This window comes from Alteribacter keqinensis (genome assembly GCF_003710255.1).
In the GTDB taxonomy this organism is placed as follows: domain Bacteria; phylum Bacillota; class Bacilli; order Bacillales; family Salisediminibacteriaceae; genus Alteribacter; species Alteribacter keqinensis.
The window spans coordinates 159,504-185,198 of record NZ_RHIB01000003.1 but is presented as its reverse complement, the minus strand read 5'-3'; the positions used below and the strand labels follow the sequence as shown (position 1 = coordinate 185,198).

Sequence of the window (25,695 nt, the reverse complement as noted above, 5' to 3'; positions counted from 1 at the left end):
GCTGTCCCTCCTTATAGTTCCGGCTTTAATTTATGATGTTCTGTTGATTGTTCAAATGCATGGGCCACACGGTAGACCATTGCTTCGTCGAAATGATTTCCGATAATCTGCAGTCCTACTGGAAGACCTTCAGCAAGTCCGCACGGAACACTGATCGCTGGTACACCTGCCAGGTTTACGGGAATCGTTAAAATATCGTTCATGTACATCGTCAGAGGATCTTCAATTTTATCCCCGATCTTAAATGCCGGTGTCGGTGTAGTCGGTCCGATAACCACGTCATACTTTAAGAACACTTCATCGAAATCCTGTTTAATGAGTGTACGGACCTTTTGTGCTTTTTTATAAAGAGCATCGTAATACCCGGAGCTCAACGCAAACGTCCCGAGCATAATCCGGCGCTTCACTTCATTACCGAAATATTTACTTCTAGTTTTCATATACGTTTCGATCAGGCTGTCATCCTGCACGCGCTCGCCGTAGCGGATACCGTCAAAACGGGAAAGGTTGGCTGAGGCTTCGGACGAGGCCAGCAGATAATAAGTAGCCACGGCATACTTCGTGTGAGGAAGAGAAACCTCTTCAACTGTCGCACCCTGCTTCTCCAATGCCGCTAATGCTTCACGGATTCTGTTACGGACCTCAGGGTCAACCCCTTCTGTAATGTACTCCTTCGGCACAGCGATCTTAAGCCCTTTTATATCTCCTGTAAGGGCATCGCTGTAGTTCGGCACATCTACCCCTGCACTCGTAGAGTCCATCCGGTCGTGCCCTGCAATCGCCTGCAGCACATGAGCGTTATCTTCTACAGAGCGGGTAATCGGTCCGATCTGGTCAAGTGAAGATGCAAATGCCACCAGACCGAAACGGGATACGCGGCCGTACGTCGGCTTCAGTCCCACGACGCCGCAGAATGCAGCCGGTTCCCGGATGGATCCGCCTGTGTCTGAGCCTAAAGAGAACAAGACTTCGCCTGCAGCAACCGTTGCAGCCGAGCCACCGCTGGAGCCACCTGGTACTCTCTCTGTGTCCCATGGGTTTTTAACGATTTTATAGCCTGAGTTTTCATTTGATGAGCCCATGGCAAACTCGTCCATGTTGACTTTACCGATATTGATGATGCTCTCCTGTTCAAGCTTTTCCATAACGGTTGCGTTATAAAGAGGCTTGAAATTATCAAGAATTTTACTCGCACATGTGGTGCGAATCCCTTTAGTGCTGATGTTATCCTTGATTCCTGCCGGCAGGCCAAATAAAGCCCCCGCTGCTTGATCTGTACCGAGAAGCTCGTCCAGTTCCCCTGCCCGTTTTCTTGCTCCTTCTTCGTTTAGGTGCAGAAAGGAACCGATGTTTTCGTCTACGTCTTTTATCCGTTTGTATGAAGCATCAACAAGATCTGTGACGGATATTTCTTTTTTATGTAACTGCTCCTGGATCTGAGCAAAACGCTGATCTAATATCGACATGTTTTCACCCCTACTTCTCGAACACGGAAGGTATTTTGACTTGACCGTCTTTTTGGTCAGGTGCATTCTTTAATGCGTCTTCCTGACTGAGTGACGGTTTGACTTCATCTTCTCTGAGAACGTTCTTCACATCAAACACGTGTGACGTTGGTTTCACGTTTGTCGTGTCCAGTTCGTTCAGTTGTTCTGCATAGTTGATAATCGAATCGAGCTGCTCGGAGAACATCTCTACTTCGTGATCGGTGAACTCAAGACGGGCAAGGTGTGCCACGTGCTTAATCTGAGCTTTTGTAATCCGCTCCATTTTTTACCCTCCATCCATGAAATAAAGGCGCTGTCACAGGCGCCTTTCCGTTTCTCAATAATAAACTGATCTTATCAAAGATCACCCTCACAATCAACAAACCGGTGTATGCCAGTAAGGGACACCTTCTGCGTAAGTGAAAGGTTATGAAGTTTATGAATGTCACATCTCTATCTTAAGTTGTAATCCTTACCCGCTGTTGCGCATATTTGTTACTACTATCTTTTCTTCTTTCCTCTGGTAAAACTTTATTTCCGCTCATTGGGCTCCCTTTCCGCGGGCGGTTCTCACTTCGTTTGCAGGGGTCTCTCCCGGCCCCATTACCAAAGGATTCTTCATACATTCCGGTTGCATCAACTCTTATTGAATAAAATAAGGTTAATATAGAAGAAGTATTTATGGGTTATGATCGGCGATGATATATACCATGAGGAACTTCATTTGTTAAGGATTGTAACTTAAAAGTCTTCAGAATACATAGCTGAAATCGAAAGATACGCTGGCTTCATCTTCTGTTTACAGGAAGTGAGACAACAGACACCCATGCTAAATTATTCCCAACATGACACATGAAAACAGACACCTGTTTTTAGCAATAGTATCTTTATCCTCATGTTCTCGAATTCTCTTTTAAGGTAGACATTGTAAAAAAACCTCCCCCAATATTCATTGGGAGAGGTTCTGTTAGAAGCCTTAGAGGCTCTTCTGATATTCGTCAAACTCATCTTGGATTTCTTTACTTGGCTCAGGGCCGATTAAGCTGAATACTACGACCGCGATCCATGCAAAGATGAATCCAGGAATGATTTCATACAGGTCACTTGGCACAAAGAGATCCCAAAGGATAACTGTCGCACCACCGACAATCATACCTGCAAGAGCACCTGTTTTCGTCATCCGCTTCCAGAAAAGAGCCAGGATAACGACCGGACCAAATGCGGCACCGAATCCAGCCCAAGCGTAACCCACAAGCTCAAGAACCGTTGCTTCAGGATTGTAGGCAAGGAAGATCGCAAACAACGCGATAAGCAGAACGCCGAAACGTCCAACCCATACAAGCTCCTTCTGTGAAGCATTCTTACGGAAAAGAGCTTTATAGAAGTCTTCCGTCAACGCACTTGAAGAAACAAGAAGCTGGGAGTCAATTGTACTCATAATCGCCGCCAGGATCGCTGCAAGTAAGAAACCAGCTACCCATGGGTTAAAGAGTACTTGTGTAAATTGAATAAAGACTGTCTCTGAGTTTTCAAGTGGTGCATCTGCGAAAAATGCGATACCTACAAAACCAGTGAAGATGGCGCCGAAGAGGGCAAATACCATCCAAGTCATACCGACAAGACGGGCTTTAGGAATCTCGTCTTTGGATTTAACAGCCATAAAGCGGGCAACGATGTGCGGCTGACCAAAGTAACCAAGACCCCATGCCAGCAGGGAAATGATTCCCACAAAGCCGATTCCGGAGAATACATCAAGTCGTTCCGGATCGATCGCACCAACAGCATTTACGGTCTCATTCCAGCCGCCCATCTGGCTGATGGCAACAATCGGTACGATAATTAAAGCAAGGAACATCAGGATACCCTGTGCAAAGTCTGTCCAGCTTACTGCCAGAAATCCTCCCAGGAAAGTATATGAAATAATAACGATAGCACCAATCCAAAGCGCTTGTGTATAACTAAAACCAAAAGATGATTCAAACAGCAATGCCCCACCGACAAGACCGGAGGACGTATAGAAAGCAAAGAAAACTAAAATAACAATGGCTGATACAATACGAAGGACTTTACTGTCGTCCTTGAACCGGTTTTCAAAGAAATCAGGAAGTGTAATGGAATCTCCTGCAATTTCTGTATACATACGAAGACGTGCGGCAACAAACTGCCAGTTTAAGTAAGCTCCGATGGCAAGACCGACTCCGATCCAGATTTCTGTCATCCCGGCAACATACATGGCACCAGGCAAACCGAGTAAGAGCCAGCTGCTCATATCAGACGCTCCGGCACTTAATGCTGCGACACTTCCGCCCAGGCGGCGTCCTCCTAAAACATAATCAGATAAATTGCTTGTCATTTTGTATGCTACAAGTCCGATTGCGAGCATACCGATTAAGTAAATAATAAACGTAATTAAAGTAGACGTATCCATTCGTTATTTTCTCCTTTCAGTGAAAAATGTAATAATTGATAGAATGACGAGAATTGGCATTGGCACGAATAGCCAGAACCAGGTTGCTGCTGTCAGTGCGTAATCTTCCACAATGTCCCCTCCCCTATTTTTGTGCAATTTTAAGTATTCGTTAGCATTCGCTATTTTGACTGACCTTACTCAAAATATACCCTACTTATTCGCCAGAACGGCAATATTCACCTTTATGCAGTGATTGCCCTTAAAAGTGGCACCCGCTCCTTCCGAAAATCAAGGCACAAGCAGAACTATAACACAATATTTAATTTTGAACATTCTAAATATTATTTTATGCACGTTTTAATGAATAAATATTCACCAAAACCTCGTATTTAACCGCTTTCAGTTTTATATAGACATATATATTCATAAAAAAAAATTAAAATAAATATCATTTTTTCACATAATCGACACATCCTCACACTTGTCTGACACCTTTTTTAGGTAAAAAGGAATGGCATCTTCTCATATTAGTAACTTTTATCAATCCCTCTTAGGTCTTTAAGCCCTGCAAAAACGAATACCCTCATCACAAGAACTCACAGAAAAAAACCGCAGGTCATATGAACTGCGGTTTTTTATGCGTTTTTTAATAGACATGAACAAAGGGTTCATCCTGTCCCGGATACTTTACCACGAGAGCTTCAGTTCCGTTAACCGACTCCAGGTTTACCGTCACCGGCGCATCGATGTTAAAGTGCTGCTCAATCCGCCCGCTCACATACTGGGTAAGGGCAATGATTTCTGCCTTTCCGTGAGACTGAAGGTTTACATCGATCTTTAATTCCTCAATGCTGCCGCTTTTATATCTGGCTTTTCCAACAATACCTATTGAACGGCCAAAGAAGTCATCAACATCCTGTTTAAATTGATTAAAGGAGTCCGCATGATCACGGTTGTTCTCTGTTGCCTGGTTTGACGGGAAGAAATAATACTGATCATTGATTTGTTCCCAGTTTCCCAGCTGGTCTCCATTTGATTCAGCCATGGCAATATAGGAACCCGGAACGATGGAATTTCGCTTTTCCTCCTGGTACAGGGCAATCGTAATCGGGACATCTTCCAATCCTTCTTTTCCCCTCATGCGGCTCAAAATTTTCTCAGCCGCTTCTTTTCCGTAGGCCTCTACAACATCATCGTCCAACGGAACTTCGTAGCCTGTGTAGTCATCGTCCCGGAAATAATAAATGGTCCTGAGCCCGATTCCAATCACAATGCCGCCGAGTTTCACTCCATCTTCACCGTCTTCGTACATATAGTTATGCTCCATCAGGTGAGAAATAATGGACGGTGAATTCCGCAACCGGTCAACCTGGTCTTCCTCGTCACCGAGAGCAGGATTGAGCCCCAGTTCATTATCTTCACTTTCACGGCCAAGCCATGCCTTCACTTCGTTACTGCCAAGGATCTGCCCTTCCTGGAAGTAATAATCATCCTGGCTGAAGCTTGCTGAAGCAATCTCCATAAGACCTACTTCAAACTGATCAATATCAACCCGGTTCGACATGGAATAACTGACATTTCCCCTTGTCGGGCTACGGTGGTACTGGCCGTCGCGGAGGACGTTACGGTAAAAGTTCTCCGGTGTCTCGATCGTCGGTGTGATGACGTATTCAACCTCATCTTCTTCTTCCTCATCAACGACAATCACTTCTTCTTCACTTCTGTCCATGGCAGGCAGACAGCCTGTCAGAAAAAGCAGACCTGCAAGACTGATAATCCCAAGTCGTTTTGTCATCCTCTACACCCCTTACATGGGACCACAGTGTCGACAGAGGAATTATTTACCTAATTCCTCCAGCATTCTCGCTTCATCCCATATTTCTATGTTTAAATCCTGTGCTTTCGTTAATTTCGACCCGGCTTTTTCCCCTGCAATAAGGAGGTCGGTATTTTTACTCACACTTCCTGTCACATTCCCGCCAAGCAGTTCGATCTGCTTTTTCGCTTCATTACGGGTCAACTGCTCCATGGAACCGGTAAGAACGATTGTCTTTCCTGCAAAAACAGAGTCAGACTCTTCGGTGTCAATCAGCTTCGGACCTTTGTATGTCATGTTAACACCTGCTTCAGCCAGTTCCTCAAGAAGCTCGCTCACTTCAGGTTTATCAAAGTAAGTGACAATGGCGTCTGCCATTTTATCCCCGATTTCATTAATGGCAATAAGGTCTTCCTGGGTTGCTTTCTGCAGATTGTCCATTGATTCAAAATGCCGGGCAAGGGTCTGAGCTGCTTTCGCTCCTACATGACGGATCCCGAGACCGAACAGTAATTTCTCCAAACTGTTTTCTTTTGTTGCTTCAATGGCGTTCAGGAGATTTTCTACTGATTTTTCTCCCATACGCTCCAGCTTTAACAGCTCTTCTTTTTCCAGGCGGTAAAGGTCAGCTACATCGTGGACAAAACCGTGGGCAAACAGCTGCGCAATGACCCTCTCGCCAAGGCCGTCAATGTTCATGGCATTTCTGGATACAAAGTGAATAAGCCCTTCTCTTATCTGCGCGGGACATTTCGGGTTCATACAGCGAAGAGCAACTTCTCCTTCAATCCGTTCCAGCTCACTCTCACACTCCGGACAGTGGGTAGGCATGGAAAAGTCCCGTTCGTCCCCTGTACGCTGGTCTGTCAGGACGTTAATTACTTCCGGGATAATGTCACCGGCCTTCTTAATTGTTACTTTATCTCCAAGCTTCAGATCTTTTTCACGGATTAGGTCTTCGTTGTGAAGAGAGGCACGCTTTACTGTTGTTCCGGCAACGGCAACCGGAGTTAAAACGGCTGTCGGTGTGACAACACCTGTTCTTCCTACGTTCAGCTCAATATCTTCCAGTGTGGTGATCACTTCTTCAGCCGGAAATTTATAGGCAATCGCCCAGCGGGGGCTTTTTGCTGTAAATCCAAGATCCTTCTGGGCACCAAGGTCGTCCACTTTAATCACGATGCCGTCAATTTCATAAGGAAGATCAGCCCGTTTATCAAGCCAGCCTTCGCAATAGGCAATGACGTCGTCAATAGTGTCGCACACCTTATGTTCACGGTTTGTCTTAAATCCGAGTCGGTCTACATACTGAAGAGCTTCGTAATGGGAATCCACTTCTTTCCCTTTCAGCTGTCCAATAGAATAGACGAAAATATCAAGATTTCGTTTCGCTGCAATTTTCGGGTCCAGCTGGCGAAGAGAACCGGCAGCCGCATTCCGCGGGTTCGCAAACAGCTGCTCTCCCTTTTCTTCTTTAGCTTCATTCAGACGCTCAAAGGACCGCTTCGGCATAAACGCTTCTCCACGGACCTCAATGTCCACTTCTTCATTTAAGCGAAGAGGAATGGAAGGAATTGTCTTCAGATTACTCGTAATGTCTTCCCCCACTGTTCCGTCCCCACGGGTAGCACCTAGGATAAAACGGCCTTTTTCATACTTTAACGTTACAGCAAGACCGTCAATTTTAAGTTCACAGCTGTAGCGGTGGGGGCGGCCGGTATTTTGCTGGACACGGCGGTCAAAGTCACGGAGATCCTCGTCATTAAATGCGTTTGAGAGGCTGAGCATCGGAACATCATGCTGCACTTTTTGAAACCGGTCGAGAATCTCTCCGCCTACACGCTCGCTCGGGGAGTCGTCCCGTTTAAGTTCGGGATACTGCTCTTCCAGATCAATGAGATCACGGAGGAGCTGGTCATACTCCGCATCTGACACTTTTGGTGTATCGAGAACATAATAGTGATAGGCATATTCGTTTAACATATCCGTTAAGTGATTGAGTTGTGTTTTTGCTTCGTTACGATTCATGGGGTTCCCACCTTACTGCTTTGTTATCGGGGCAAACTTCGCGAAAAGACGCTTGATCCCCACTTCAGGGAACGCAATATCAAGCTCTACGTTCTCGCCTTCCCCTTTCATACTTACCACTGTGCCCGTTCCCCACTTTTTATGGGCAGCTTTATCTCCCACCGACCAGGAGAATGAGTCGCCTCCTGTTGTGGTGGTAGACGTACGCATCTGAGCTCTTGCCGTAGCACCCGGCGCACGGCCTGGCTGACCCGACATGCGGGCCTGGGTCCCTGCTGATCCTGACCGGGATGTTTTCATCCACGCAGGTGCTGGCTTTTCTTCTTTTAAGGAATCAAGAAGGTCTTCCGGAATCTCGCTTAAAAAGCGGGATGGTGGATTCATGTTTGTCCGGCCGTAAAGGGTCCGCATCCGAGCACGGGAAAGATACAGCTCTTTTTCGGCACGGGTGATCCCCACGTAGGCAAGGCGCCGTTCTTCTTCCATCTCCACTTCTTCCATAAGAGACCGGCTGTGAGGGAAGACTCCTTCTTCCATACCGATCAGAAACACGACCGGAAACTCAAGACCTTTGGCAGAGTGAAGGGTCATGAGAATAATCTGCTCGGCATTTTTATCCTCGTCTTCATCATCTACTTTATCGATATCGGCAATGAGAGCGAGGTCTGTTAAAAAGGCTACGAGTGACTTATCTTCGTTTGTCTTTTCAAAATCCTGCGTAACGGATAAAAACTCGTCGATGTTCTCCAGCCGGCTCTCTGCTTCAAGACTTTTGTCGTTTTTGAGCATGGCACGGTAACCCGTTTTCTCGAGAAGCTCTTCCACGAGCTCCGTTACAGACAGATAGTCCTGCATCTGGACCCAGTTTGTGAGCTGACTGATAAATTCAGAGAGGGCGTTGGCAGCCCGGGCGCTGAGTCCGATTTCACGAACATCCTGAAGAGCGCGGTAAATCGAAACATCCTGCATCGCTGCAAACTGCTCGATTTTTACAAGAGTCGAAGCACCGATGCCTCGTTTTGGCACGTTGATGATCCGTCTCAGGCTGATATCGTCGTCAGGGTTCGCCATTACCCGGAGGTAGGCAAGGACGTCTTTGATTTCTTTTCTGTCATAGAACTTCGTACCGCCAACGATGGTGTAGTTGACGTTTGATTTCACGAACATCTCCTCAATCACACGGGACTGTGCGTTTGTCCGGTAAAGAACGGCAATATCTGACTCGGTATATTTACCCGAGTCGAGCATTTCTTTTACTTTCCCGACGATATGCTGGGCTTCGTCGTGCTCGTTGTCAGCTTCATAAAGGGCAAGCTTGTCCCCGTCATCGTTTTCCGTCCACAGGTTCTTCGGCTTTCGGCTGGCGTTGTTCTGAATTACGTCGTTGGCTGCCTTCAGAATCGTCTTCGTTGAGCGGTAATTCTGTTCCAGCATAATGACGGTTGCATTCGGGTAATCCTTTTCGAAGGAGAGGATGTTCTGAATGTCGGCCCCGCGCCAGCGGTAGATTGACTGATCCGAGTCACCTACAACGCAGATGTTTTTATGACGGTCCGCAAGCATTTTCACAAGCATATACTGTGCTTTGTTCGTATCCTGATACTCGTCCACCATCACGTACTGAAATTTGCGCTGGTAGAATTCGAGAACTTCAGGTACCTTTTTGAACATTTCGATTGTCTGCATGATCAGATCATCAAAGTCCATGGCCGAGTTTTTCTTCAGTTCTTTCTGATAGGCCGTATACATCTTTTCAACGGTATCTTCGTAAGGGCCGTTTGCTGTTTTTGCGTAATCCTTCGGTGTTTTCAGTTCGTTTTTAGCTGAGCTGATCGAGCCGAGGATGCTTCTTGGTTCAAACTTCTTCGTATCAATATTGTGCTCTTTCATGAGACGTTTCATCACAGTAACCTGATCTGATCCGTCCAGAATTGTGAAATTGCGGTTAATTCCGATCCGGTCTACGTCGCGTCTGAGCATACGCACACACATGGAGTGAAATGTGGAAATCCAGATATCTTCTGCCCCCGGCCCTCCAATAATTTTGGAAATACGGTCTTTCATCTCCCGTGATGCTTTGTTCGTAAATGTGATCGCCAAAACAGACCACGGTGCTACTCCTTTTTCCCCAAGAAGGTAGGCTATACGGTGAGTAAGCACCCGGGTTTTTCCACTTCCCGCCCCGGCCATAATTAAAAGAGGACCGGCTGAATGTTTCACAGCTTTCTGCTGTTCAGGGTTCAATCCTGACAGCAGATCGTTTGTTACACGTTCCATCATCAATCACCATCCAAACGTATGTTCTTATTTAATACCAGTTTAGCCTAGTTAAGGTCGGTTGTACACTCACTTTTTGACGGCATCAACGGTTTTTAATGCCTGCTTTAAATCGGTATAAATGACGTTCCCCACAACGACCGTATCGGCATGTTCCGCCATTTCGGCTGCCTGGGCTTTGTTTGTAATCCCACCGCCGTAAAAGAGCTTTGTAGTCTTCAGAACGTTTTTCGCGGCTTTTACAAATTCCGGATTTCCGTAGGTTCCGCTGTATTCTAGATAAAAGATCGGCATGTGAATAAGGTGCTCCGTCATTCGGGCATAGGCAATCACATCGTCTTCATCGAGGGACGTGACCGCTTCTGTCAGCTTTGCTACTTTCGCATCCCCATTTAAAATACAATAAGCTTCCGAGAGTACTTCATCCCAGTTCATGATGGGGCCGAGATCTTTAATCGCCTCATGATGGCGGCCGTTCATCCAGTCCGCGTTTTTCGTATTGAGAACAGATGGGATCAGGTAGTAGTCAAACCCGGGTGTAACAGCATCCAGATTGGACACTTCAAGGGCACAGGCCACCGAGTAGCGGCGGATGCGCATCAAAAGATCAAGCGTGTTGTCTTCAGTAACACCGTCTGTTCCGCCAACGATCACTGCGTCCGTTCCTGATTCACAAATGGCCTCGAGGGCTTCATCGTCTATTTCTTTATTCGGATCCAGTTTAAAAACATGCTTCCAGTCCTGATATTCAAGCATGGTCATATCCTCCAGCTTCTTTTTCCGTTAGTACGCGCCCGGCAGAGGTTCTCCTGCAGGCTGCGTTTACGTATAGCCTAATCAATTCATCACATAAGTATATCAAAAATAATGGAGAGTCTCATTAGTATCGGGAGTTGTTTTGTGGATTTTTCGTGGAGGAGGCGCGTGTCGAATTGTGATGAATTCTCTTTAAGTGGCTCAAAAGTCTGCATAAAAAGCCGGAAGTTCTCCATAAAACCCCGTGAATTCTGCATAAACACTCCGAACTCTCCATAAAACCCCTAAAGTTCTCCATAAAAAACGCACCCTGCTAATCAAAGCAGAATGCGCCTGTCTTTTTATAATTATTTTGCTTCCTGTTCTTCTTTGACCCGATCCAGTGCCATGCGATAGCCGTCATTTCCGTAGTTAATGCACCGTTTTACCCGGGAGATCGTGGCGGTGCTCGCCCCCGTGTCTTTTTCGATCTTCTGATACGTGTCCCCGTCCATCAGCATGCGTGCCACTTCCAAACGCTGGGCAAGGGATTGAATTTCGTTCATCGTACAAAGATCATCGAAGAATTGATAGCATTCTTCAGAGTCTTTTAGGCTTAGAATCGCATTAAAGAGCTGATCGAGTTCTTTTCCTCTTAATTTGTTGATTTGCATGTCGGTCATCCTTTCTTTGGGTGGCTGGCCTGCTACTCCATACCTTCAATCGCCACGTGCGAAGAAAGCCCTCCGTTTTCTTTCGGAACAATGTTAATCCATGTCTGGCCAGGTACAAAACCTGCAGGCTCGTTATCTTTATATGGAAGAATAACGCCGTTTTCATTGCGCCATTCAAGCTCTTGCATTACTCCTTCTTGAAAGAGGTACGCTTTCCCTCCCGACGAAAGATCGATATCCCGTCTACCGGCGTCGTCAATGACCCGGTGTGAGGCTTCCAGTACGAAGACGTTTTTCGGTGCAACAGGCGTGCCGTTGGCTGCGTCTTCTGTCGGTACGCCCCCGTTTGAACGGCGGAACCCGCCAAGTTCATCATCGTAAGCGTATTGAACGTTATTGCTTGTACTGCCGTATTTCACTTCAAAACGGTCCGCCTTTTTACCCTCGGACTGATCGGAAGTGTAGGGAAGTGACGGCGGAACATTGTTCATATCATAGCCGAGTTTTTCTGCAGCTGCTTCAAGGTTTGAAAAACTTGTATACATATTGTGCGGGGCACTGCGGTCTGATGAGCGGGTAAAGTAACGCCCGTCATAGGCGAGTCCGCTGATAAAAGGAACATAGCCGCCTTCAGCAAGGGCCAGGCCGTCTGGACTCCCTCCGGCTGATACATAAATGGCGCCGTATCCTTTATTTAAATGAACATAATAATCCCGGGCACTTCTTACAGGACCGATGGTGTCAGGCTCCTGACTGTGGTAGAAAGCGAGAAATCGTGTGATGCTCGCTTCTGACAGCACTTCGTAAACCACATCCGCCTGATAAAGTCCCGTCTGGGGTCTGGCATGGGTGGAGTTTTCAATCATCACACCAAAAGCACTTCGGGTCAGTTCTTCTTCCGTTCCGATTCCTGTTAACGGTTCAGTGTAAGGGGCGTTTTCGATTACAGGGTCTTCGTCCTCGTCTACTGTTGTTTCTGCTGCTATATCGTCTGCTTCATCTAATTCGGTTCCGGTTGCTTCATTTTTACTGCAGGCTCCGGTTAGTAACATACACGCAATGGCACCGCATAAAAACACCCGCTTTTTACTTGCAATCATGATCTTTCTTACCCCTTTATACTTTTATAGTTTAACGCATAATCGAAGGAAAGAGTACTTTTTTCTGTTTCACATCATAAATCCCTTTTTGGGTGACCCTCACATACGGCAGGTGTGTAGCCGAGAAGAAAAGAAGCGAATACACCGGGTCTTCATAGGCATAGCCTTTTTCAGAAAGTACGCGGACGAGATGCTCTTCTTCTGCGGCAATATCTTTGAGCTCTTTATCCGATAGGGCGCCGTTAATAACCAGGGGAATCGAAGCTTCGGTTCCTTCTTCCCCTACAACAACGATGCCTCCACCCTGGTTCTTGAGTGCCTGAAATGCGTCGAGAAGACCTTCTTTACTTTTTCCGATCAAAATGATGTCTCCTGTATTGGAGTAGGAGCTGGCCATGCCGTAAAGACTGTCTGCGAATCCTTTAATCACGGTGTTTACACGCCATTTTCCGTGTCGGTCTGCCAGAACAAAATAACATTCATCCTTTTTCCCGCCGATCTCATCACTCATCAGATCCACTTCCGGGCGGTACGGTTTCATGATGACATCATTAACCATTTCAATTCCAAGGGGCATGGAAAACTGGAGGTCTTCCATTGTCAGGTCCCAGCTGAGTGTAAACGGCTTGAATCCAAAACGTGGCCATTCAGGGTCAGGAATGTGATTTAACACTTCGTTGTCCTTTACAATCCATTCTCCTTTTCCAAGAACAGAAACAGGGGTCGGATCGGTTTCAGACTGGAGGATGTTGATGTTTGCCAGTCTCCCTGGTGCAATCATTCCGAGGACGTGGTCAAGGCGGTAGTGTCTTGCTACATTATACGTGCACATGTTAATGGCATCAATAAATGGAATATCTTTGTCGATGGCAAGCTGGATAACGCGGTCCATGACCCCTTCCTGCATGACCTTTGGAGGCGAGCCGTCCGTTGTCATTAGCAGTTTGTCACTGCTGCTTAAACCTTCTTCTCTCACCGTATCAAGAAGGCCGGGCAGATCAGGGCGAATCGAAGAGTACCGCATGGAACAGGTATACCCAAGATTCAGACGCCGCAACAGCTCCTCGCCGGTCATTGCCTCATGATCGCAGTCCACACCTGTGAGGGCCATTTGTGTGAGGGTTTTTTCCCCCGCCCCTGGAAGGTGTCCCTCAATCGGCATGCCTTTTGCCTTTGTTTCCTGCATCCATTGAAGCATTGCGTCATCACCGTTAAGAACGGAAGGCCAGTCGGTTAATTCTCCCCCTTGTACAACATATGGGTGATGAAGCCAGTCCATCACATTTTTATAGGAAAAGTATTTGTCCTGTTCATTGAGTGCAGTCTGGGCATCGTACCTTGCCCACCAGAGCATGAGTACGGGAGATTTCTGCAGCTCCTCTATAAATGTAAACGCTTTCTTTTTTGGTAAATGTAAAAACAGCTTCATGTTATCACTGATGAGGGTGGTTGTTCCTCTTTCTGATGCATACCTGGCAAGGCTCAGGGGATGATATAACTGAAATGGATGTGCATGATGTTCAATATAACCCGGCACAACAGGGGCACCGTTCACGTTTTCAATGTCTGTACCGTCAGTACAAGAAGGCATGTCAGAACCTACGTACACGATCCGGTCACGGTGGATCCAGATATTCCCGGAGTTCCACTTTTTCGTGATACTGTTCAGCCATTTTGCATTTTCAATCACTTTCGTAGGCGGAAGATTTCCTTTGACTACTTCCAGCTGCTCGCGTATTTGTTTTTTTGACCATTGTATTGGTTGATTGGACATTGTGATCACCTGAACATTTTAGTATGGGTAAACAGAACGTTTACGTTTTATTTATCGTAACACTTTTATCTATTTAAATCATCAAAGAACTTCAAATTATCCAAAAACAGTAACAGGAGGGTTCAGTAATGAGACCGAATATCGGAATTGTCAATGCCATGATCAGACTGACTCTGGGGTTTACGCTCCTCGCGTGGGCAACAGCTAAAATGGGACGCCGCTGTCACAAAGGAACACCACTTTTTGTAGCTATTATCGGAGCTATGAAAGTAGCGGAAGGGATTACAAAATTCTGTCCGGTGACGTATGCCGTTGAAGAACAGGCCGAAAAGATGTCAGAAGATGACTTTGATATTGGACCGATGAATCCGTCATAGGGTCCATGGCCTGAAAAAGAGGGTGCCCGGTAAATGGACACCCTCTAACATTTAGTATAGGCGCTGGTTAAAAAAGGGGGCTGTTTAACTCAGGTGTTGATTTCCGCTCAGGGCACTTCTCTGCAACCCCGGGGCATCACCCGGCCACATGCTCCGGAAGTTTTTTCGTCTGTGTTACCTTTATCCTCTGGTCTTCACAACGCGTTCAACGAAGCTGAAATTCAATGAAGGGTTGGCTACTTCCTAAATTGTATTTTCAAGGCAGCCTAAAAAAAGTAGTTGCTGTCTCCCTGTACTCGCTTTTTCACAGAGAGCCCCGGACCCCACAACAGCATCCACAAACGGATTGAAATCGAAAGGAGTCATACTATGCTTTGGGAATATGCTACAGATACCGTATTTTTGTACCTGCTTGTTCTGGGCAGTCTCGTTACTGTTTTTTATCTGGTGATGAAGCGCCGGCGTACGAGGCCGAAATAGCCCGGCTGCCGATATCGCTCCGGTAAAAGAGACCTTCTGACGGGTCTTGTTCAAGGACACTGTAAATCGCTTGCTGCGCCTTTAATAAAGAAGTATTCATGCTTGTCACGATTCCTACACGCCCTCCGGCTGTAATCCAGCCGTCAGCTGTTTTTTTGGTACCTGCATGGAAAAACGGTCCCGCAGCTTCCGATAATAGATGTTCATTTACCGGCACACCATTCTCATAAGGTCCCGGATAGCCTTCAGATGCAAGGACGACGCCCATGACCGCTTCCTCAGACCACTCCACTTCCATTTCCTGATTTTTCAGCACACTGAAAATCACTTCGTCCAGAGGTGTAAGCAGCCGCGGAAGCACGACCTGGGCTTCGGGATCGCCGAAACGGGCATTAAACTCAATCACTTTCGGCCCGTCTTTTGTAATCATGAGCCCCGCATACAAGACTCCTGTAAACAAACTGTTTTCCTGTTTCAGTGCATAAGCCATTTTCCTGACAATCTGTGTCTCGGCTTCCCTGATCACCTGATTACTGATATGAGGAACGGGGGAATATGCTCCCATCCCCCCGGTATTAGGGCCACGGTCACCATCGTACGCACGTTTGTGATCCTGAGCCGGAACCATAGGAATGACTGTCTCTCCGTTTACAAACGCCATTAAAGAGCATTCTTCCCCTTCAAGGTACTCTTCAATGACCACGCGGGATCCTGCTTCCCCAAAGTGCTTTTCATCCAGCATTTGCTCCAGTGCTTCCATCGCCTGCTCTTCGTTCATGGCTACGACAACACCTTTTCCTGCAGCCAGTCCGTCCGCTTTAATTACAATCGGTGTTCCTTTGTTTTCCACGTAGGCTTTCGCATCTGTGAGCGAATCAAATACGTCATATTCCCCTGTAGGGATGTCGTACTTCCTCATCATTTCTTTTGCAAATTCTTTGCTTCCTTCCACCCGGGCCGCCTGCTGTGAAGGGCCGAAAACACGAATGCCTTCTTCAGTGAGGCGGTCGCCAAGTCCGGCAACAAGAGGAGCTTCCGGTCCGATTACCACAAGGTCCACCAGCTCTTTTTTCACAAGGCTCACAATTTCTTCGTGGGCATCTTCAGCGATATCCACACATCGTGCCACAGAGCTGATCCCGTCACTTCCCGGCAAAGCTATGACCTCTTTCACATTGGGGCTTTTGGCAAAAGACCAGCAGAGCACATGCTCACGTCCGCCTTTTCCGATCACGAGTACTTTCATCCCGGTTCCTCCTTTAATGCTTAAAGTGGCGTACGCCTGTAAAGATCATGGCCACACCGTATTCATCTGCCTTATCAATGGATTCCTGATCCCGTTTTGAGCCGCCCGGCTGGATGATGGCGCGAATGCCGGCTTGAGCTGCTGCTTCTACTGTGTCGCCCATTGGGAAAAAGGCATCGGATGCGAGAACAGCCCCTTTTACTTTTTCCCCTGCCTGTTCAAGAGCGATTTTAGCTGCACCTACACGGTTCATCTGTCCTGCGCCGACACCGATTGTACTGTCTTCTGTGGCAAGGACGATGGCGTTTGATTTCACGTGTTTTACTACTTTCCAGGCCATCTCAAGCTGACGAAGCTCTTCATCCGTTGGTTTGCGTTTAGTTGGAATCGTTGTTTCCACGTCTTCAAAACTGAGGGTATCCGTATCCTGGACAAGTGCTCCCCCGGATACAGTGCTGATCCGCTGCTCCATCGACTGGGCATCCTTAAAGGAGATCGTCAGCAGACGAAGGTTCGGCTTTTCACTCAGTACAGCAGCTGCTTCTTCCGTAAAAGAAGGTGCAATGACAATCTCAAGGAAAATCTCTTTCATTTTGAGAGCCGTCTGTTTGTCTACTTCCCCGTTACAGGCAATAATACCGCCGAAAATGGAAATGGAATCTGCTTCGTACGCTTTTTGGAACGCTTCTTCAATCGTTTCCCCGATTCCGACACCGCACGGATTCATATGTTTAATCGCCGCTACAGCGGGCTTCGTAAATTCTTTTACAACACCAATGGCTGCATCTGCGTCGTTAATATTGTTATAGGAGAGCTCTTTTCCCTGAAGCTGCTCGGCTCTTGCGATTGACGTCTGCTTGCCGAGAGGGCGTTCGTAAAACGCCGCCTGCTGGTGCGGGTTCTCCCCGTATCGCAGAGACTGTTTTTTGTTATACGTGACGGTGAGAGTCTCGGGATATTCTTCTCCCGCATGCTCTGTCAAGTACTCGGCAATAAGGGCGTCATATGAAGCAGTATGGCGGAAGGCTTTTGCCGCCAGCTTCTGCTTAAACTCCGGAGAGATCTCTCCTTCACTGCCCAGCTCATCCAAAAGACGTGTATAGTCCGCAGGATCCACGACAACCGCGACATCACGGTGATTTTTAGCCGCTGAACGGATCATGGACGGGCCGCCGATATCAATGTTTTCAATGGCATCTTCAAATGTGGCTTCAGGGTTTTCAATAGTAGCCTGGAATGGGTAGAGGTTCACGATCACCATGTCGATCGTGTCAATGTTGTGGTCATCAAGGGCGCTCATATGAGCATCGTTGTCACGAAGGGCAAGGAGACCGCCGTGAATACGGGGGTGAAGGGTTTTAACCCGGCCGTCCATCATTTCCGGAAATCCGGTCACTTCTTCCACCCCGATGGCACTCACACCTGCGGCTTCAATAGCCCGCTTTGTGCCGCCGGTGGAGATAATTTCTACACCTGCTTCAGACAGGCGCTTCGCCAGTTCTTCAATTCCTGTTTTATCCGATACACTGATCAATGCTCGTTTATTCATAATGGAAACCTCCTTGGCTTGTTTGGTAAGGCTGCTCTGTAAAAGAATGATGACACGGGTGCTAAACCCTTTCTTGTATTTCAGTAGCTTCGTTGAACGGAATGCGCTCAGATGTTGATTTGCGCTCTTTTCGCTCCCTTTCCACGGGCGGCTCGATCTTCAGCGTTGCGCGCTTGCGGGGTCTCCCCGGAACTCGCTTTTCCCGCAGGAATGTCGCGCATTCGCTCCAATCAACACTTTTTAAAACAATGTTGTCCTTTAACACAGCATAAGCACTTTTTTAAAATCGGAGTGTGTTACCTTTTTTGCGACAAATGAGGCCTGAAGTGCTGACATTAATTTAAATGAGTTTACCTTACGTCAGTTCATAGAGCTCCACTGAACGCCATCCGCTCGCTTTCCGCGGCGGTGCCGGCGAGCCTCCTCGGGCACTGCCCTGCGGGGTCTCTCCTGGCCACTACTGCCGCAGGAGTCTCGTTCCTGGCGTTCAGCTGCGCTTGACAAAGAAGGCACCAGATTTTCACATTTAAATAAAGAACGCTTCACTGGCGAAGAGGTATACTTATCTTAATTTATATATCAAGGGCACTTGCTTTGCTCCTGTGGAATCTCACCTGTCCCGAACTTCAGCAGGGGAGTTTCCACACACTTCAGCTATTTAACGTTCTTTGATAAAGCAATAATCTCGCCGATGGTCTGAGGATAGAGAATGTGCTCTACTTTCTGCACTTTTTTCTGGACACTTTCCCGTGTGTCCCCTTCTTCTATTGTAACAGCTTTTTGGGCAATGATAGGGCCGGTATCCATGCCGCTGTCCACATAATGAACGGTCACACCTGTTATTTTTACCCCTTTATCCATGGCCTGGCCAATGGCATCAAGGCCCGGGAACGCAGGCAAAAGGGAAGGATGAATGTTGACAATTCTCCCCTCATAATGCTCGAGAAGGGTCGGCCCTACGAGTCTCATATAACCGGCAAGAATAATCCATTCACATCTGTTCTCCTCAAGCTTAGATACGATCGCTTTTTCAAACTCTGCTTTACTGCTGTAATCCCCAGGGCTTGTGACAAAGGCCGGAATTCCTGCGGTTTCTGCTCTTTCAATGACTTTGGCACCTGGTTTGTTGCACACAAGAAGGGCCACTTCGGCATCAAAGAGTCCTTCGTTGACTGCATCCACGATCGCCTGAAAGTTGCTGCCGCTTCCGGAAGCAAACACGGCCAGACGGGTCATAGGCGCACTCCTTCAATGATGACCGGTGCTTCACCAGCACCGGTCCGTTCAATTTTACCGATCTGTACAGGCTCTTCTCCGGCTTCTTTTAAAAGGGACATCGCTTCCACGACCTGATCTTCACTTACAGCAAGGACCATCCCGATTCCCATATTAAACGTTTCGTACATATCTCTTTGCACAATACCGCCGAGAGTACCCATCCACGTGAAGATCGAAGGCATTCGCCAGGCCGTTGAATCTACCACCGCTTTCACGCCTTCCGGAAGCATTCTCGGAACATTTTCATAAAGGCCCCCACCTGTGTTGTGGGCAGCGCCTTTTAACAGACCTTGTTTTACAAGGGACAGAACCGGTTTCACGTAAATCTTAGTCGGTGTGAGGATCCATTCTCCCACCGTTCTCCCCCCTTCATCGTCGGGCATTGGATCAGAATAGCTGATCCCACGGTCAGCAAGGATTTTCCTCACAAGTGAGAAGCCGTTACTGTGAAGCCCGCTTGAAGGCAGACCGATCAGGACATCCCCCTCTTGAATGGCTGAGCCGTCAATAAGAGCTGACTTTTCCGCTGCACCAACCACAAACCCTGCAACATCATATTCATCAGTCTCATACATCCCCGGCATTTCTGCTGTTTCCCCTCCGATAAGGGCGCACCCTGCTTCTGCACAGCCATCGGCAATGCCTTTGATAATCTTCTCTACCACGTCCGGTTTATTTTCACCGAGAGCCAAGTAGTCGAGGAAAAAAAGCGGTTCCGCTCCTTGAACAACAATGTCATTTACACACATGGCGACAGCATCGATCCCGATCGTATCGTGAATGCCTGTTTCCTGTGCCACCATGAGCTTCGTTCCCACTCCATCGGTTCCTGACACAAGCACAGGTTCTTTGTATCCTTTTTGGGACAGGTCAAACATCCCGCCGAAACCGCCGAGACCCCCCATGACTTCAGGGCGGCGTGTCCGTGTCACGTGACTCTTCATTCGGTTTACGGATTCGTATCCGGCTTCGATGTTTACACCAGCTTGTTTATAGGCTTTAGACATAGGGTCCTCCCTTGATTACACTTTTTCGTAAGGATGCATCGTGTGCGGATAAATTTCAGTCGGGTACTCTCCCGTGAAGCACGCGAGACACTGCCCGCAGTTTTCCATCTCTTTCGGACGGCCGATCCCGTCCATCAGGCCGTTTACAGATAAATAACGAAGTGAGTCGGCACCGATTTCTGCTTCAATTTCCTCAACGGTCTTGGACGACGCAATCAGTTCTCCGCTAGTGGAGGTGTCAATGCCGTAGAAACAAGGGTTTTTGATCGGCGGTGCGCTGATTCGCACGTGCACTTCCTTTGCCCCTGCTTCCTTTAATAGTTTGACGATCCTGCGGCTTGTAGTACCACGGACAATTGAATCATCGACCATGACGACACGCTTTCCTTCGACGACTCCCCTAACGGCAGAGAGCTTCATTTTTACCCCTTGTTCCCGGAGCTGCTGGGAGGGCTGAATAAATGTCCGGCCCACGTAACGGTTTTTGATCAGGCCGAGCTCGTAGGGAATCCCCGTCTGCTCGGCGTACCCTATGGCTGCCGAGATACTTGAATCCGGCACACCTGTAACCACATCTGCTTCAACAGGTGCTTCCATGGCCAGTTCTTTGCCGAGGTTTTTCCGCGCCGTATGAACATTAATTTGATCGAGGTGGCTGTCCGGTCTGGCAAAATAAACGTACTCCATCGAGCAGATTGACTTTTTCGCTGAAAAAGAAAACCGCTCACTCCGTACACCTTCATCATTAATGATCAGCACTTCCCCTGGCTCAACTTCACGAATGTATTCCGCACCGATAATATCAAACGCACACGTTTCAGAACTTACCACATAGCCATCACCAAGACGTCCTAAAGAGAGCGGACGAAGCCCGTTCGGATCGAGGGCGACCATGAGCTGCTCTTCTGTCATGGCCATGAAGGCATACGCTCCTTTCACCATCGTAAGAGCGTTCATGAGGCGTTCCTCAGGCAATTCATAGCCGCTTCGCTTAATGAGGTGGGCAAAGACTTCGGTGTCCGATGTGGTCTGAAAAATGCTGCCCTGTCTTTCCAGCTGATGCTTGAGAGCATTGGCGTTTACGAGATTGCCGTTATGAGCAAGAGCCAGGCTTCCCGTCTGTGAGTTGAAAAGTAGAGGCTGACAGTTTAACAGATCGCTGTCACCTGCTGTTGTATAACGTACGTGACCGACAGCGGCGTGTCCTGTTAATGCTTTTAAATTTTCATCGTTAAACACTTCATTTACAAGGCCGAGACCTTTGCGGATCCGAAGTTTTTCACCGTCGGAAACGACAATCCCCGCCCCTTCCTGACCACGGTGCTGCAGACTGTGCAGACCGTAGTAGGCAATGCGGGATGCTTCTTCGTGACCCCAGATTCCAAACACACCGCACTCTTCGTTTAAGCCTTTGATTTCAGCAAACACGGAATCGCCCCTCTCCAAGCTTTCTCTAATTCAGATGACTGGGCTGACAGAACCGTTTCACCTGCTTTTCCAAATACATTCAACTGCGCTTCCCCTGTAACTTCACCGATTAATAAAGCATCTTTTACCATGCGCTCAAATTGTTCCCGGTTTTCTTTTCTCACACTGATCAGGTAGCGGGATGGTGTTTCACTGAAACTTTCAGTGACCAGGTCATCTCCGATGGTGACGTTTGCCCCGAGACCTGTTTTCATCAAGGACTCGGCTAAAGCAACGAGAAGACCTCCTTCTGCCAGATCATGGGCAGAGGCGACAGCGCCTTTTTTGATCGCTTCGTGAACGTCTGACTGACGCTGTTTTTCCACGGCTAAATCAATCATTGGCGGCTGTCCGGAAATGTTGCCGTCCGTGAGCTTCTGCAGCTCGCTTCCTCCGAAGTCAGGGCGTGCTTCACCTACAAGATAGATAAGGTCTCCTTCGTTCTTAAACTGCTGAGTTGTAATATGGTCAAGATCTTCAATCAGGCCGACCATCCCTATTACCGGAGTCGGATAAACCGCCTCACCACTTCGTTCGTTGTACAGGCTGACGTTTCCGCCAATAACCGGCGTTTCAAGTGCGCGGCAGGCCTCACTAAGTCCGTCAGTGGATTTTTCAAGCTGCCAGAAGATTTCCGGACGGTCCGGGCTTCCGTAATTTAAACAATCCGTCACACCAAGAGGTTTTGCACCGGAACAGATGAGGTTACGCGCGGCTTCCGCTACGGCAAGCTGCCCGCCCACTTCCGGGTCCAGGTAAAGATAGCGGGAGTTGCAGTCTGTTGTCATGGCAAGGGCTTTTTTCGTGCCGCGGATGCGAAGAACAGCTGCATCCGATCCCGGCATCACCACCGTATTGGTGCGGACCATATAGTCGTACTGATCGTACACCCACTCTTTACTTGCGATAGTTGGCTGGGATAAAAGAGCGAGTAACGTTTCTTTCATGTCTTCTATTTGTGGAACAGGAGTGTCCTGTTTCTGGAACGTTTCATAGTAAGCCGGGACCGTAGACGGTTTGTGATAAACTGGTGCTTCTTCTGCGAGGGCGTCTACTGGTACTTCGGCAGCAATGCGCCCTTGATGAGTCAAACGAAGCGTCTTGTCATCTGTTACTTTTCCAACCACTTTCGCAAGCAGCCCGTGGCGCTCAAAGATGGAGATGATTTCGTCTTCCCGTCCTTTTTTCACCACCAGAAGCATCCGTTCCTGTGATTCAGAGAGCATCATTTCATAAGGTGTCATACCTTTTTCCCGCTGTGGTACGGCATCCAGGTCCATTTCAATACCTGATCCGGCTTTACTGGCCATCTCCGCTGAAGAAGAGGTTAAGCCCGCAGCTCCCATGTCCTGAATCCCTACGAGAGCGTCGTTTTTCACAACTTCAAGGCACGCTTCCATAAGGAGTTTTTCCATAAACGGATCGCCTACCTGGACTGCCGGGCGCTTCGCTTCACTTCCTTCGTTCAGTTCTTCAGAAGCAAAGGTCGCTCCGTGGATTCCGTCTTTTCCCGTGCTTGCCCCTACATAAATAACCGGATTGCCGACACCTTTTGCCTGGCCCTTTTGAATATCTTTATGGTCGATAAGCCCGACACACATGGCGTTCACGAGGGGATTCCCTTCATAGCAGGGGTCAAACTGGACTTCTCCCCCGACCGTCGGGATTCCAATACAGTTTCCGTACCCTGCGATACCTGCTACGACTTGCTCGAATAAGTAGTTTACCCGGGGTGTTCCAAGTTCCCCAAAGCGCAGGGAGTTTAACAGAGCTACCGGCCGCGCTCCCATGGAGAACACGTCACGGATAATTCCCCCTACTCCTGTAGCTGCCCCCTGGTAGGGCTCGATGGCAGACGGGTGATTGTGGGATTCGATTTTAAACACGACAGCCTGATCGTCACCGATATCGATGATTCCCGCCCCTTCACCAGGGCCTTGAAGGACACGTTCCCCTTCCACAGGAAATTTTTTAAGAAGGACCTTCGAATTTTTATAGCTGCAGTGTTCTGACCACATGACCGAGAACAAGCCTGTTTCTGTAAAATTCGGCAGTCGGCCGAGGATATCTTCCACCATTTGAAACTCGGTATCTGTGAGTCCCATTTCCGAGTAGAGCTTTTCGTCTTTAATCTGCTGCGGGGACGGTTCATGAAGTAATTGCATGGGATTCCCTCCATTGCTTGAGTAATGACTGAAACATGTGAAGCCCGTCTGAGGAGCCGAGAAGATCGTCGACAGCCCGTTCCGGGTGAGGCATCATGCCAAGGACATTGCCACGCTCGTTTGTAATACCGGCGATGTTATCGATGGAACCGTTCACGTCTTCTTTATATGTGAAGGCAATTTGATTGTTTTCTTTCAGTTCTGCCAGGGTTTCTTCGTCGCAGAAGTAGTTTCCTTCGCCGTGGGCAACAGGGATGGAGATTGACTGGCCGTTTTCGTATGTTGAGGTAAAGACAGTCTGGTTGTTTTCTACGATGAGGGTTGCCGGCTTGCAGATAAATGTAAGCTGACGGTTTCGGCGCATCGCTCCAGGGAGGAGCCCGAGTTCAAGAAGAACCTGAAATCCGTTGCACACACCGAGGACCGGCTTCCCGGCTTCGGCTGCTTCTTTAATCCCCGCTGCAATCGGCAGACGGGCAGCAATGGCACCGGAGCGTAAGTAATCCCCGTAGGAAAACCCGCCTGGTAAAAGAACCGCATCATAGTCTTTTAAACTCGTTTCCCGGTAATCCACATAGGCGGCCTCTTCACCGAGTTCGTCTTTTATGGCATGGTACATGTCAATGTCACAGTTCGATCCTGGAAAGACGACAACGGCAAACTTCATTGGGCGAGGGCCTCCTTTATTTCAAAACGGTAATCTTCAATAACCGGGTTGGCAAGGAGCTTGTCACACATTTCTGTTACTCGGGCTTCTACCGTTTCTTTTTCTCCGTTCATGGTAAGGGTCAGGACTTTTCCTATCCGTACATCCTCTACCTCACTGTAGCCGAGCTGATTGAGCGAGTGATTCACTGCTTTTCCCTGGGGGTCTAAAACGGCTTCCTTTAACGTGACAAATACTTGAATTTCATACATCATTGCTGAACTCCTCCTAAGCGTGTAAGTATGGTTTCATACCCTTTGTTTAAATCTCCGAGTTGAAAGCGAAACAAATCTTTATCCAGTGAATCCCCTGTTTTTTCATCCCACAGACGGCACGTATCCGGTGACACTTCGTCAGCCAGGAGCACACTGCCGTTTTCATCTCTGCCAAATTCCAGTTTGAAGTCAACGAGGGTGATTCCGGCTTCTTTGAAAAGAGACGTGAGTACGTTGTTTACCCGTATGGCGTCTTTACGGACCCGGCTGAGTTCTTCATCGGCGGCAAGCTTTAAGTAGGCGATGTGGTCGGTGTTGATGAGTGGATCGCCGAGCTCATCGTCTTTGTAATAAAATTCGATGATCGGTTCAGGGAATCGTTCTCCTCTTTTCAGGCCGAGGCGTTTTACCAGGCTTCCGGCTGCCACGTTTCTGACTACGACTTCCAGAGGAATGATTCGGACCTTCTTTACCAGCTGCTCGGTTTCTGTAAGGCGCTCAATGAAATGGTTCGCGATACCGGCTTCGTGAAGCTTTGAAAATACGAGACTGCTGATCTCGTTATTCAAGCGTCCTTTGCCATCGAGTACGTCTTTTTTTTCACCGTTAAAGGCTGTGGCTTCGTCCTTATAGACGACGCGGTAGACGTTCGGATCGTCAGTTTCATAGATTCGCTTTGCTTTCCCTTCGTATAAACACGCTTGATCAGACATGTGAGTCCTCCTTTGATGTACGAAGATTCATAATATTGGCAATACGATTGGTTGTAAGGGGCCATATGGGCCCACTTTTTTTACTGTTGAATGGGTGTTGATGCTGTCTCCAAGCCCTTCGCTTTCCGCGGAGGTGCCGGCGCAAGCCTCCTCGCGCGTTGCGCTCCGGGGTCTTGCCTTGGCCCCCACTT

General features: G+C 48.0%; 21 protein-coding genes. 2 read left to right on the top strand and 19 right to left on the bottom strand.

Annotation, left to right across the window (positions count from 1 at the left end):
• Positions 1-11 precede the first annotated feature (11 nt).
• The 10 genes from gatA to EBO34_RS16085 form a co-directional block, all read right to left on the bottom strand.
• Entirely contained in the window at positions 12-1,466 is a 1,455-nt protein-coding gene (gene gatA, locus EBO34_RS16130) for an Asp-tRNA(Asn)/Glu-tRNA(Gln) amidotransferase subunit GatA (RefSeq protein WP_122900483.1), read from the bottom strand.
• A 10-nt stretch (positions 1,467-1,476) separates the two neighbouring features.
• The gene (gatC, locus tag EBO34_RS16125) at positions 1,477-1,770 is read right to left on the bottom strand and encodes an Asp-tRNA(Asn)/Glu-tRNA(Gln) amidotransferase subunit GatC (protein WP_122900481.1); all 294 of its coding nucleotides are present in this window, start codon (positions 1,768-1,770) and stop codon (positions 1,477-1,479) included.
• Between the two features lie 693 nt (positions 1,771-2,463).
• Positions 2,464-3,915, bottom strand: coding sequence for a sodium/proline symporter PutP (gene putP / locus EBO34_RS16120; RefSeq protein WP_122900479.1), 1,452 nt, complete (start codon positions 3,913-3,915; stop codon positions 2,464-2,466).
• 628 nt (positions 3,916-4,543) lie between these two features.
• Positions 4,544-5,692 carry a CamS family sex pheromone protein gene (locus EBO34_RS16115; RefSeq protein WP_122900477.1) on the bottom strand — a complete coding sequence of 383 codons (1,149 nt, stop codon included), beginning with the start codon at positions 5,690-5,692 and terminating at the stop codon, positions 4,544-4,546.
• A gap of 42 nt (positions 5,693-5,734) precedes the next feature.
• Positions 5,735-7,741: an NAD-dependent DNA ligase LigA gene (ligA, locus tag EBO34_RS16110; protein ID WP_122900474.1), complete on the bottom strand. Its 2,007-nt coding sequence runs from the start codon at positions 7,739-7,741 to the stop codon at positions 5,735-5,737.
• Between the two features lie 12 nt (positions 7,742-7,753).
• Positions 7,754-10,018, bottom strand: a complete 2,265-nt coding sequence (gene pcrA, locus EBO34_RS16105) for a DNA helicase PcrA (RefSeq protein ID WP_122901384.1) — start codon at positions 10,016-10,018, stop codon at positions 7,754-7,756.
• Positions 10,019-10,087: 69 nt separating this feature from the next.
• Positions 10,088-10,774 (bottom strand): heptaprenylglyceryl phosphate synthase, encoded by a 687-nt coding sequence (gene pcrB, locus EBO34_RS16100; protein ID WP_122900472.1) that lies wholly within the window; start codon positions 10,772-10,774, stop codon positions 10,088-10,090.
• Between the two features lie 347 nt (positions 10,775-11,121).
• Positions 11,122-11,427, bottom strand: a complete 306-nt coding sequence (locus EBO34_RS16095) for a YerC/YecD family TrpR-related protein (RefSeq protein ID WP_122900470.1) — start codon at positions 11,425-11,427, stop codon at positions 11,122-11,124.
• Positions 11,428-11,459: 32 nt separating this feature from the next.
• Entirely contained in the window at positions 11,460-12,527 is a 1,068-nt protein-coding gene (locus EBO34_RS16090) for a DUF3048 domain-containing protein (RefSeq protein ID WP_122900468.1), read from the bottom strand.
• 31 nt (positions 12,528-12,558) lie between these two features.
• Positions 12,559-14,301, bottom strand: coding sequence for an adenine deaminase C-terminal domain-containing protein (locus tag EBO34_RS16085; protein WP_122900466.1), 1,743 nt, complete (start codon positions 14,299-14,301; stop codon positions 12,559-12,561).
• Positions 14,302-14,429: 128 nt separating this feature from the next.
• On the opposite strand from EBO34_RS16085, the gene EBO34_RS16080 reads away from it, so the two are divergent.
• Complete coding sequence (locus EBO34_RS16080; protein WP_122900464.1) at positions 14,430-14,678, top strand: YgaP family membrane protein; 249 nt, start codon at positions 14,430-14,432, stop codon at positions 14,676-14,678.
• Positions 14,679-15,047: 369 nt separating this feature from the next.
• Entirely contained in the window at positions 15,048-15,158 is a 111-nt protein-coding gene (locus EBO34_RS21245) for an EYxxD motif small membrane protein (protein WP_419466026.1), read from the top strand.
• Here EBO34_RS21245 and purD read toward each other — a convergent pair.
• The 9 genes from purD to purC all read right to left on the bottom strand — a co-directional run bounded on the left by purD (position 15,109) and on the right by purC (position 25,504).
• Positions 15,109-16,404, bottom strand: a complete 1,296-nt coding sequence (gene purD / locus EBO34_RS16075; protein ID WP_122900462.1) for a phosphoribosylamine--glycine ligase — start codon at positions 16,402-16,404, stop codon at positions 15,109-15,111. The genes EBO34_RS21245 and purD overlap by 50 nt on opposite strands.
• 13 nt (positions 16,405-16,417) lie before the next feature.
• Positions 16,418-17,956 carry a bifunctional phosphoribosylaminoimidazolecarboxamide formyltransferase/IMP cyclohydrolase gene (gene purH / locus EBO34_RS16070; RefSeq protein ID WP_122900460.1) on the bottom strand — a complete coding sequence of 513 codons (1,539 nt, stop codon included), beginning with the start codon at positions 17,954-17,956 and terminating at the stop codon, positions 16,418-16,420.
• 651 nt (positions 17,957-18,607) lie between these two features.
• Positions 18,608-19,189 (bottom strand): phosphoribosylglycinamide formyltransferase, encoded by a 582-nt coding sequence (gene purN / locus EBO34_RS16065; protein WP_122900458.1) that lies wholly within the window; start codon positions 19,187-19,189, stop codon positions 18,608-18,610.
• Positions 19,186-20,238, bottom strand: coding sequence for a phosphoribosylformylglycinamidine cyclo-ligase (gene purM, locus EBO34_RS16060; RefSeq protein WP_122900456.1), 1,053 nt, complete (start codon positions 20,236-20,238; stop codon positions 19,186-19,188). Before purM ends, purN begins: the two co-directional genes overlap by 4 nt.
• Before the next feature lie 15 nt (positions 20,239-20,253).
• Positions 20,254-21,666 carry an amidophosphoribosyltransferase gene (purF, locus tag EBO34_RS16055; RefSeq protein WP_122900454.1) on the bottom strand — a complete coding sequence of 471 codons (1,413 nt, stop codon included), beginning with the start codon at positions 21,664-21,666 and terminating at the stop codon, positions 20,254-20,256.
• Complete coding sequence (gene purL / locus EBO34_RS16050) at positions 21,642-23,870, bottom strand: phosphoribosylformylglycinamidine synthase subunit PurL (protein WP_122900452.1); 2,229 nt, start codon at positions 23,868-23,870, stop codon at positions 21,642-21,644. Before purL ends, purF begins: the two co-directional genes overlap by 25 nt.
• On the bottom strand, positions 23,854-24,537 hold the full coding sequence (gene purQ / locus EBO34_RS16045) for a phosphoribosylformylglycinamidine synthase subunit PurQ (RefSeq protein WP_122900450.1): 684 nt from the start codon (positions 24,535-24,537) through the stop codon (positions 23,854-23,856). The genes purL and purQ overlap by 17 nt, the downstream gene beginning before the upstream one ends.
• Positions 24,534-24,788 carry a phosphoribosylformylglycinamidine synthase subunit PurS gene (gene purS, locus EBO34_RS16040; RefSeq protein WP_122901381.1) on the bottom strand — a complete coding sequence of 85 codons (255 nt, stop codon included), beginning with the start codon at positions 24,786-24,788 and terminating at the stop codon, positions 24,534-24,536. The genes purQ and purS overlap by 4 nt, the downstream gene beginning before the upstream one ends.
• Positions 24,788-25,504: a phosphoribosylaminoimidazolesuccinocarboxamide synthase gene (gene purC / locus EBO34_RS16035; protein WP_122900448.1), complete on the bottom strand. Its 717-nt coding sequence runs from the start codon at positions 25,502-25,504 to the stop codon at positions 24,788-24,790. Before purC ends, purS begins: the two co-directional genes overlap by 1 nt.
• Positions 25,505-25,695 lie beyond the last annotated feature (191 nt).

Bases quoted from the DNA above. Each gene is read 5' to 3' on its own strand.
- purS (WP_122901381.1), bottom strand. From the start codon at position 24,788: ATGTATGAAATTCAAGTATTTGTCACGTTAAAGGAAGCCGTTTTAGAC.
- purM (WP_122900456.1), bottom strand. From the start codon at position 20,238: ATGTCTAAAGCCTATAAACAAGCTGGTGTAAACATCGAAGCCGGATAC.
- purL (WP_122900452.1), bottom strand. From the start codon at position 23,870: ATGCAATTACTTCATGAACCGTCCCCGCAGCAGATTAAAGACGAAAAG.
- pcrB (WP_122900472.1), bottom strand. From the start codon at position 10,774: ATGCTTGAATATCAGGACTGGAAGCATGTTTTTAAACTGGATCCGAAT.
- gatC (WP_122900481.1), bottom strand. From the start codon at position 1,770: ATGGAGCGGATTACAAAAGCTCAGATTAAGCACGTGGCACACCTTGCC.
- purQ (WP_122900450.1), bottom strand. From the start codon at position 24,537: ATGAAGTTTGCCGTTGTCGTCTTTCCAGGATCGAACTGTGACATTGAC.
- EBO34_RS16090 (WP_122900468.1), bottom strand. From the start codon at position 12,527: ATGATTGCAAGTAAAAAGCGGGTGTTTTTATGCGGTGCCATTGCGTGT.
- EBO34_RS21245 (WP_419466026.1), top strand. From the start codon at position 15,048: ATGCTTTGGGAATATGCTACAGATACCGTATTTTTGTACCTGCTTGTT.
- gatA (WP_122900483.1), bottom strand. From the start codon at position 1,466: ATGTCGATATTAGATCAGCGTTTTGCTCAGATCCAGGAGCAGTTACAT.
- EBO34_RS16085 (WP_122900466.1), bottom strand. From the start codon at position 14,301: ATGTCCAATCAACCAATACAATGGTCAAAAAAACAAATACGCGAGCAG.
- purN (WP_122900458.1), bottom strand. From the start codon at position 19,189: ATGACCCGTCTGGCCGTGTTTGCTTCCGGAAGCGGCAGCAACTTTCAG.
- pcrA (WP_122901384.1), bottom strand. From the start codon at position 10,018: ATGGAACGTGTAACAAACGATCTGCTGTCAGGATTGAACCCTGAACAG.
- EBO34_RS16115 (WP_122900477.1), bottom strand. From the start codon at position 5,692: ATGACAAAACGACTTGGGATTATCAGTCTTGCAGGTCTGCTTTTTCTG.
- EBO34_RS16095 (WP_122900470.1), bottom strand. From the start codon at position 11,427: ATGCAAATCAACAAATTAAGAGGAAAAGAACTCGATCAGCTCTTTAAT.
- putP (WP_122900479.1), bottom strand. From the start codon at position 3,915: ATGGATACGTCTACTTTAATTACGTTTATTATTTACTTAATCGGTATG.
- purD (WP_122900462.1), bottom strand. From the start codon at position 16,404: ATGAAAGTACTCGTGATCGGAAAAGGCGGACGTGAGCATGTGCTCTGC.
- EBO34_RS16080 (WP_122900464.1), top strand. From the start codon at position 14,430: ATGAGACCGAATATCGGAATTGTCAATGCCATGATCAGACTGACTCTG.
- purC (WP_122900448.1), bottom strand. From the start codon at position 25,504: ATGTCTGATCAAGCGTGTTTATACGAAGGGAAAGCAAAGCGAATCTAT.
- ligA (WP_122900474.1), bottom strand. From the start codon at position 7,741: ATGAATCGTAACGAAGCAAAAACACAACTCAATCACTTAACGGATATG.